The organism is Gordonia sp. YY1, from assembly GCF_009872315.1.
Taxonomy (GTDB): Bacteria; Actinomycetota; Actinomycetes; order Mycobacteriales; family Mycobacteriaceae; genus Gordonia; species Gordonia amicalis.
Genome location: NZ_WXYI01000038.1, coordinates 1 through 7,929, shown reverse-complemented (window position 1 = coordinate 7,929; position 7,929 = coordinate 1). Strand labels below are relative to the sequence as shown.

Sequence of the window (7,929 nt, the reverse complement as noted above, 5' to 3'; positions counted from 1 at the left end):
CGCATCTGTGGGCGCGCACGTTGTGCGACGAACTCGAGGACCTCGGCTACCGGCAGTCATATCAAACGTTGACCCGGTAGATCCGGGCGCGCGACTTGCGTCCGGTATGCACCGACTGTGCAACCGCGACCGACCGGGCCAATACGGTGATCGAGCATCCGCCGGGCGCCGAAACCCAGTGGGACTGGTGTCAACGGCGGCCGGAAACTGACCCCTTATCGACAGTCCCGGATCTTGTGAGCCAAATTAACAACAGATTGCAACGTTTGCACATGGATCGGTCGGATTCGCCCATACACACTTAAGGGGAACCTCATACGTGCAAGGAGGTGGCCATGGCCACGATCACATACACCACCCACGACGGAGACGACTACAAAGTCGATCTCGTGGAGGGAAAGTCGCTCATGCAGACCGCCGTCGACGAAGCGATCCCCGGCATCGACGGTGATTGTGGTGGCGAAGCGGCCTGCGGTACGTGTCACGTCATTGTCGACCCGGCGTGGATCAAGACCGTCGGGCACAGCGGCGAGGACGAGGAAGAGATGCTGAGCATGCATCCGGAACGGGAAGAGACCTCGCGGCTGTCCTGCCAGATGATCGCGACTGAGGAGTGGGACGGCCTGACTGTTCGCCTCCCAGAATTCCAACTCTGACCCGCAACGACGAAGGAATGCAATCATGAGCATCGCAACCACCGTCGCCGAGAAGGCGCAATCAATGATCCCGATCGACCTTCAGATCCGAGGCGCGCATGTCTATGACAAGACCCGCCGAATCGTCACAAGGACCGACGGCCAGAAGATCTTCACCGAGACCCCGATCCCGCCGGTGGACGAGGTCGATCTCGCCGAAATCGACCTGAGCAACCCGTTCCTGTATCGCCAGGGTATGTGGCGCTCGTACTTCGAGCGTGTCCGCAACGAGGCGCCGGTGCACTTCCGTTCGGAGAGCCCGTTCGGTCCGTTCTGGTCGGTCACGCGACACGCCGACATCATCGCGGTCGACAAGAATCACGAGGCGTTCTCCGCCGAACCGTTCATCATCATCGGCAGGCCCCCGCGTTTCATGGACATCGCGATGTTCATCGCGATGGATCCACCCCGGCACGACAAGCAACGCGCCGCAGTGCAGGGCGTGGTGGCTCCGAAGAACCTTCGCGAGATGGAGGGGCTCATCCGCGCGCGCGTCCGCGAAGTCCTCGACGGCCTCCCACTCAACGAGCCGTTTGACTGGGTCCAGACTGTGTCGATCGAACTCACTGCACGCATGCTCGCGACGCTACTTGACTTCCCTTACGAGAAGCGGCACAAGCTGGTCGAATGGTCCGACCTCGCGACCTCGATGGAGCAGGCCAACGGCGGCCCCTCGGACAACGACAAGGTCTTCCGTGAGATGGTCGCGATGGCGCAAGGCCTGAGTTCGCTGTGGCGGGACAAGGCGGCACGTACCGTGGCTGGCGAAGAGCCTGGCTTCGACCTCATCACCATGCTGCAGAGCAACGAGGACACCAAGAACCTCCTCGACGATCGCCCCATGGAGTTCCTCGGCAACCTCGTGCTGCTGATCGTCGGCGGCAACGACACGACCCGCAACTCCATGAGCGGCGGAGTGCTGGCCCTCAACGAATACCCCGAGCAGTTCGAGAAGCTCAAGGCCAACCCCGACCTCATCCCCAACGCGGTGTCGGAGATCATCCGCTGGCAGACCCCTCTTGCCTACATGCGCAGGGTCGCCAAGAAGGACGTCATGCTCGGCGGCCAGTTCATCCGCAAGGGTGACAAGGTGGTGATGTGGTACGCCTCGGGCAACCGAGACGAGCGCGTCTTCGAGCGTCCAGACGAGCTCATCATCGACCGGGCCAACGCCCGCAACCACATCGCGTTCGGTTTCGGTGTACACCGCTGCATGGGCAACCGGCTCGCCGAGCTCCAGCTACGCATCCTGTGGGAGGAGCTCCTCCCTCGCTTCGACAACATCGAGGTGGTGGGTGAGCCGGAGTACGTGCAATCGAACTTTGTCCGTGGGATCAGCAAGATGATGGTTCGCCTGACCCCCAAGGGGGAAATGTGACGGCTGATCAGGTCGTCATCCTCGGCGCGAGCCACGCCGGCGTCCAACTCGCGGGCGCTCTCCGAAAGGAGAAATGGGCCGGGGATGTCTTGCTGATCGGCGACGAGGGCAGGCTCCCCTACCAGCGTCCACCGCTGTCCAAGGCATACCTGGCAGGTGCATCACAGCTTGATGACTGCGCGATCCGCGGACGTCAGTTCTACGACAAGCAGCGGATCGAGCTCGTGGACGGAACGGCGACGGCGATCAACCGTTCCGCGCACACCGTCACCCTCAGCAGTGGAGACGTGGTGTCTTACGCCACGCTGGCACTGTGCACCGGCGCGCGCGCCCGCACGCTGACCGTTCCGGGCGCCGAGTTGACGGGCGTCCACTACTTGCGCACTGCCACCGACGTCGAGGCCATCCGTGCCGCGGTGGTGCCAGGTTGCCGGGCCGTCATCGTCGGCGGCGGCTATATCGGCCTGGAGACGGCCGCCTCACTTCGAGCTCTGGGTGTGAACGTCACTGTTCTCGAGGCTGCGGAACGCGTGCTCAAGCGGGTGACCGCGCCGGTGGTCTCGAGGTTTTTCGACCGTATCCACCGGACCGAGGGTGTCGATGTTCGCACCAGCGCGTTGGTCGAGGGTTTTCGCGGGGAGGGGCGAGTCGAAGAGGTGGTCCTCGCCGACGGTGAGACCCTGGCCGCGGACCTCGTCATCGTCGGTGTCGGCATCATTCCCAACACGGATCTCGCGGTCGCCGCGGGCCTCGAGGTTGACGACGGAGTCATCGTCGACGACCATGCACGCACCAGCGACCCCGACATCGTCGCCGCCGGCGACTGCGTCAACCAACGGATCGCACGGTACGACAGGCGCGTCCGCCTCGAATGTGTGGCGGCCGCCACCGAGCAGGCCAAGGTCGCGGCAGCGACCATCTGCGGCAACGAAGCCGGTCTCACCGCGCTGCCTTGGTTCTGGTCCGATCAATACGATCTGAAGCTGCAGATCGCCGGGCTCAACACCGGGTACGACGAGGTACTGGTCAGCGGTGACCCTGACCACGACCGTGACTTCACCTGTTACTACTTCAACGACGGCGAGCTGATCGCCGCGGACTGCGTCAACAGACCCAAGGATTTCATGAACGCGAAGCGTACGATCGCACAGCGTTCGTCGCTCGACAGGTCCGAACTGATCGGAGCCACACCATGACCACATCACCCGCGGCAGCGGAAAGGCCGGCGGCGGCGCTCACAGCATCGACCTTCCTCGACATCCATCACGCGACCGTGCAGGCCTTCACCCAAGACGCGGTCGGCGACGCGGACACCGATCGCGAGAAGGCGCGGCGCCTCTTCGCCGCAGTCCGAGACCAGATCCGTTACGACCCCTACACCGTCTCTGACAAGCCCGATCATTACCGGGCCAGCCATGTCATCGAGTCCGGACGTGGGTACTGCGTACCCAAAGCGGTCGTACTGACAGCCGCGTTCCGCGCTGCAAACATACCGGCCCGGCTCGGCTTCGCCGATGTACGCAATCATCTGCAGACCGACGCGCTGCGCGAACTCATGGGAACCGACGTCTTCGTATATCACGGATACAGCCACGTCTACATCGAGGGGCGCTGGTTGAAAGCTACACCCGCGTTCAACATTGAATTGTGCACTCGATTCGGGGTCCCACCTATCGACTTCACCGGCGATCGCGACGCGTTGTTTCACGCGCACGCGGCGGACGGCTCCGCGCACATGGAGTACGTGCACGAACGCGGCGTCTACAACGACTTGCCCCTCGAGGAAATCCTGGCGGGCCTGCGGCATGCCTACGGCCCTCTGATCTTCTCGGGACGGCCAGCTCCGTCCGACGCATTCCGCGCATAGTGTGCGCTCCGGCGGGCTACCGCCGCAGGTCACTGCCCGCTCGAACACCCGTGCCACCACCTGTCGGCCAGATCCCGTCGCCACAGTGTCCACCACCACTAGGGAGACCATGACAATGTCCGAGTCGTTGCTCGACACCTATCCACACCGGATGGGCGGCCATTGCGGCTCCAGCGCGATGCGCGACTTGATGGAGTGGGCGGGACTAGGCTTCGACGGGCCACCGAACGAGGGTCTGGTGTTCGCTCTGGGCGGAGCACTCTCGCTCACGTATGTTCGCACCGACGCCCTCGTGCCGCCGTTGTATCTGGTAGGACGTGGTCCTGACTTCGAGATGGACCTCCCCCGCCGTCTCGGCGCTACGGTGGAGGTCCGGTCCACCGACGATCCCCAGCTAGGGTGGGATCTCGTCCGCGACGAACTCGACCGCGGCCGGCCCGCGCTCGTGTGGGCCGAAATTGCTGAATTGCCCTACCTGCGCGTTCAGTTGCGCATGAGTCGCCACGATATCGTCATAGTGGGCTACGACAGCGACGCAGAAATCGCTTACGTCGCAGACAACGATCGCGTCGAAATTCAACAGGTTCCCTTCGACGCGCTGGCGCGAGCCCGACGCTCGATGACCTTCCCCGAGCCGACCCGACATACGCTCTTCCGCATTGACTGGCCCGAGGCGCTACCGTCAATCGCCGTCGTGGCTGCGGAGGCGTTCGCGCAATCTGCGGCATGCATGCGCGCGCCCGCAGGATCCACGATCGCCGGCCCTGTCGAACACTCTGGGACACACGGAATAGACGCAGCCCTAGCACTATCCTCTGACGTGATGCTCTGGCATGAGCTGCCCACCGACGTGCTCGAAGTCCACCTATTCAGTCTCGGTGCATTCATCGAGAAGGCAGGTACGGGTGGTGGCCTGTTCCGACGACTACTCGCGTGTGGCTGCGACGACATCGCCCGCCTGACAGGCGACGCTGCAACCAGCGACCTCGCCAGAGATGCTCACCGAGCGGCTGCAGCATGGACAGCAGTCGCTCAGGCGGCCGTGCACAAGGGCTCAACCGCTGCTACCCGGCTCGACCACGTCATCGAGGCCGCGGCAGTCCTAACTGACACTGAGTCGAGCCTCGCCACCTCACTGGACTCCGCCGCCAGATCCCTAAGGTCCGCCGTTTAGAAGAACGGAACTATCAATGTGTCGGCGACCCCAATCGGATCTCGGTGACCCGTCGGGGAATCGGATACTCCACGATGAGAACAGTTATGAGTGGTGTGAGGTTCCCCCGCATAGTGGAGCGTGGTTACGCGACCAACACGCGCTAGGGAGTGCTCATCTTTGATCACACACGGGTACATATCGCCTTCACCGCAGGTCAGATAGGTGATGTCTGAAGTCCAGACCGCATTGGCGTGTCCCCCGTGTGACGAGGCTCAAGAAGCTTCCCCAGATGTGCTCACTGAACTCCCCACCCGTGGGTGGCTCCTACTGTAGCGTCCGTCGGGTTGGTGTGGTGGCGGTGCGCTGGTTTTGGGTGCGGGCGTGGTTGGTCGCGTAGGCGGTAGGAATCGCCGTCGAGTTTGATGACGACTGAGCGGTGCAGGAGCCGGTCGAGCATGGCGGCGGCGACGGTGGTGTCGCCGAGGACTTCACCCCATTCGGCGACCGATCGGTTGGTGGTGATCACGATCGAGGTCTTCAAATACCGTTGCGCCACAACCTGAAACAGGGCGAGGCTGCTTCGGCGGGCAACGGCAGGTAGCCCAGTTCGTCAATCACCAAAAGAGTTGGGCCGGCGAAGAACCGCATGGTGGTGGCCCACCGGCCCTCGATCGCAGCTTTGTGGCAGCGGGCGGCCAGATCAGCGGCGGTAGTCACGTAGGTGCGGTAGCCGGCATGCGCCGCAGCGTGGGCCAACCCGACGGCGAGGTGAGTTTTTCCGGTGCCCGGCGGCCCGACGAGCAACACGTTGGTCGCCGACTCGAGATAGGCGCAGGTGCCCAGTTCGCGGACCAGAGCCGCGTCCACGCCGGGAGCGGCGTCGTAGTCGAACGAGTCCAGCGTCGCGGTGGTGGGCAGGCACGCGAACCGTAGGCGGCCGGCCAGTCGGCGGGCGTCGGTGGCGTCGACCTCGATCGCCAACAGATGCTCCAGGGCCTGCGTCATCGTCCAGGCTTCGTCGGTGGCGGTTTGCAGCACCCCAGGAAGCCTGGGCAGCCGCATCGAGCTTGAGGGTGGCCAGATGACCGCGCAGTTGTTGATCCACCGAGACCGCTGCTGGCGATTGCGGCTCGGTGGGAGAGGCAGTGGAGGTGTTCTTCGTGGTCATGGCAGAGTGTTCCTGTTCTGTGCGGCACGTTCGTAGACGGCGAGATCGATCACCGGGGCCGTTGCATCGGTGGTGGTGGCGTGACCAGAGATTTTGTCGCGCAATGCTTGTGCGGCGGCGCGTGCGGCTTCTCCGGGCGGGATTCGTTCCTTGCGGCGATGCGGACGCCCACCGCCTGAAGCGGGCCGAGCACTAGGGTTTCCAGCGCTATGACGTGACCGTGGTCACGGACCTGGGCGCCCGAACCCGGGGCGGCCAGCCGGTGGCGGGCGATCACGATCCCGGAGGCGGTAGCGATGTCGATATGGTCGTCGCCGAGCGCTTCTCGCCCGGTGACCTCACTCATCGCGATCTCCGGCGGTACCGAGTACTGGTTGCCCCGCCAGGCGACCAACGCCTGCCGGGAGACCTGCCGGGTTTCGGCTGACGGGGCTCAAGAAACTTCCCCAGGTGTGCTCACTGAAATTCCCCACCCGTGGGCGGCTCCTACTGTAGCGTCCGTCGGGTTGGTGCGGTGGCGGTGCGCTGGTTTTGGGTGCGGGCGTGGTGGTCGCGTAGCCGGTAGGAATCGCCGTCGAGTTTGAGCACGACGGAGCGGTGTAGCAGTCGGTCGAGCATGGCGGCGGCGACGGTGGTGTCGCCGAGGACTTCACCCCATTCGGCGACTGACCGGTTGGTGGTGATCACGATGCTTGTCTTCAAATATCGTTGTGCCACAACTTGAAACAGCGCTGACGCGGCTTCGGCCGGTAGCGGCAGGTATCCGAGTTCGTCGATCACCAGCAGGGTGGGACCGGCGAAGAATCGCATGCAGGTGGCCCAGCGGCCCTCGATGGCGGCTTTGTGGCAGCGGGCGGCCAGATCCGCGGCGGTGGTCACATACGTGCGGTAGCCGGCGTGCACCGCGGCATGCGCCAGCCCGACGGCGAGGTGGGTTTTGCCGGTGCCGGGCGGTCCGATGAGCAGCACGTTGGTGGCCGATTCGAGGTAGGCGCAAGTGCCCAGTTCGCGGATCAATGCTCGGTCGACTCCGGGGGCGGCGTCGTAGTCAAACCCGTCCAGGGTGGCGGGGGTGGGCAGGCAGGCGAACCGCATGCACTGCACAACCGGGGGTGGACGATCTCGGCGATCGCCCGCCACACCGGCCACCCAAGGACACCCGCGCGACCACTGCCGCCGCGACTTCGCAACCTTCCTACGCCACAACCCCGACGGAAACCAATGACCGCCGCCATACGAGCTGACCACGACCACGCGATCCCGCCTACCGCACCCAGGCCCACACCCGTCTGGAGGCCGCCGCCGACCGGCGGCGTACGGTCAAGATCAAGACCGGTGAGCAGGCCAAACCCGAATAGACCTGCTCCTGGCTGTGCCAACCACGCCGCCTGTATGTCTGCATCGCCGGTCAGTAGGAGGGGATGCCGCGACTGCCGACAGATCACCGGCTGAGCCGCGCGATACACCAGCAGGGTGTAGTGGAGCGACCTACCGCCGCACAGCGTTGTCCCGGCCCACCGGCTCTGCTGGCCTGGGAAGAGTCCCAGCCGTATGGGTGGTCACCATATTGCGCGTGCACGTGTGAACCAGAGCAATGATCAGAACCTGTGGATGACCCTCGGTGAGGGGGCGTTGAAAGTGGGCGCACCTTCCCGAGGATGATCT

The 7,929-nt window shown here is 64.2% G+C and carries 5 protein-coding genes and 4 pseudogenes; 6 read left to right on the top strand and 3 right to left on the bottom strand.

Annotation, left to right across the window (positions count from 1 at the left end; genetic code table 11):
* From BPODLACK_RS23700 to BPODLACK_RS22825, 6 genes and pseudogenes are all read left to right on the top strand, one after another.
* A pseudogene (locus tag BPODLACK_RS23700) lies at positions 1-194 on the top strand (IS21 family transposase); the annotation flags it as partial.
* Positions 195-335: 141 nt separating this feature from the next.
* Positions 336-656 carry a 2Fe-2S iron-sulfur cluster-binding protein gene (locus tag BPODLACK_RS22845; protein ID WP_159406300.1) on the top strand — a complete coding sequence of 107 codons (321 nt, stop codon included), beginning with the start codon at positions 336-338 and terminating at the stop codon, positions 654-656.
* Between the two features lie 25 nt (positions 657-681).
* Positions 682-2,073 (top strand): cytochrome P450, encoded by a 1,392-nt coding sequence (locus BPODLACK_RS22840; protein WP_006437590.1) that lies wholly within the window; start codon positions 682-684, stop codon positions 2,071-2,073.
* A complete protein-coding gene (locus BPODLACK_RS22835; protein WP_159406299.1) occupies positions 2,070-3,269 on the top strand; it encodes an NAD(P)/FAD-dependent oxidoreductase in 1,200 nt (399 codons plus the stop codon). Before BPODLACK_RS22840 ends, BPODLACK_RS22835 begins: the two co-directional genes overlap by 4 nt.
* Positions 3,266-3,940, top strand: a complete 675-nt coding sequence (locus BPODLACK_RS22830; protein WP_005195131.1) for a transglutaminase-like domain-containing protein — start codon at positions 3,266-3,268, stop codon at positions 3,938-3,940. The genes BPODLACK_RS22835 and BPODLACK_RS22830 overlap by 4 nt, the downstream gene beginning before the upstream one ends.
* 115 nt (positions 3,941-4,055) lie before the next feature.
* A complete protein-coding gene (locus BPODLACK_RS22825; protein ID WP_006437593.1) occupies positions 4,056-5,114 on the top strand; it encodes a BtrH N-terminal domain-containing protein in 1,059 nt (352 codons plus the stop codon).
* A 277-nt stretch (positions 5,115-5,391) separates the two neighbouring features.
* Here BPODLACK_RS22825 and istB (BPODLACK_RS22820) read toward each other — a convergent pair.
* The 3 pseudogenes from istB (BPODLACK_RS22820) to istB (BPODLACK_RS22810) all read right to left on the bottom strand — a co-directional run.
* Positions 5,392-6,101 (bottom strand): annotated as a pseudogene (gene istB, locus BPODLACK_RS22820) (IS21-like element helper ATPase IstB).
* Between the two features lie 159 nt (positions 6,102-6,260).
* A pseudogene (locus BPODLACK_RS22815) lies at positions 6,261-6,688 on the bottom strand (Mu transposase domain-containing protein); the annotation flags it as partial.
* 62 nt (positions 6,689-6,750) lie between these two features.
* A pseudogene (gene istB / locus BPODLACK_RS22810) lies at positions 6,751-7,359 on the bottom strand (IS21-like element helper ATPase IstB); the annotation flags it as partial.
* Between the last annotated feature and the right edge of the window lie 570 nt (positions 7,360-7,929).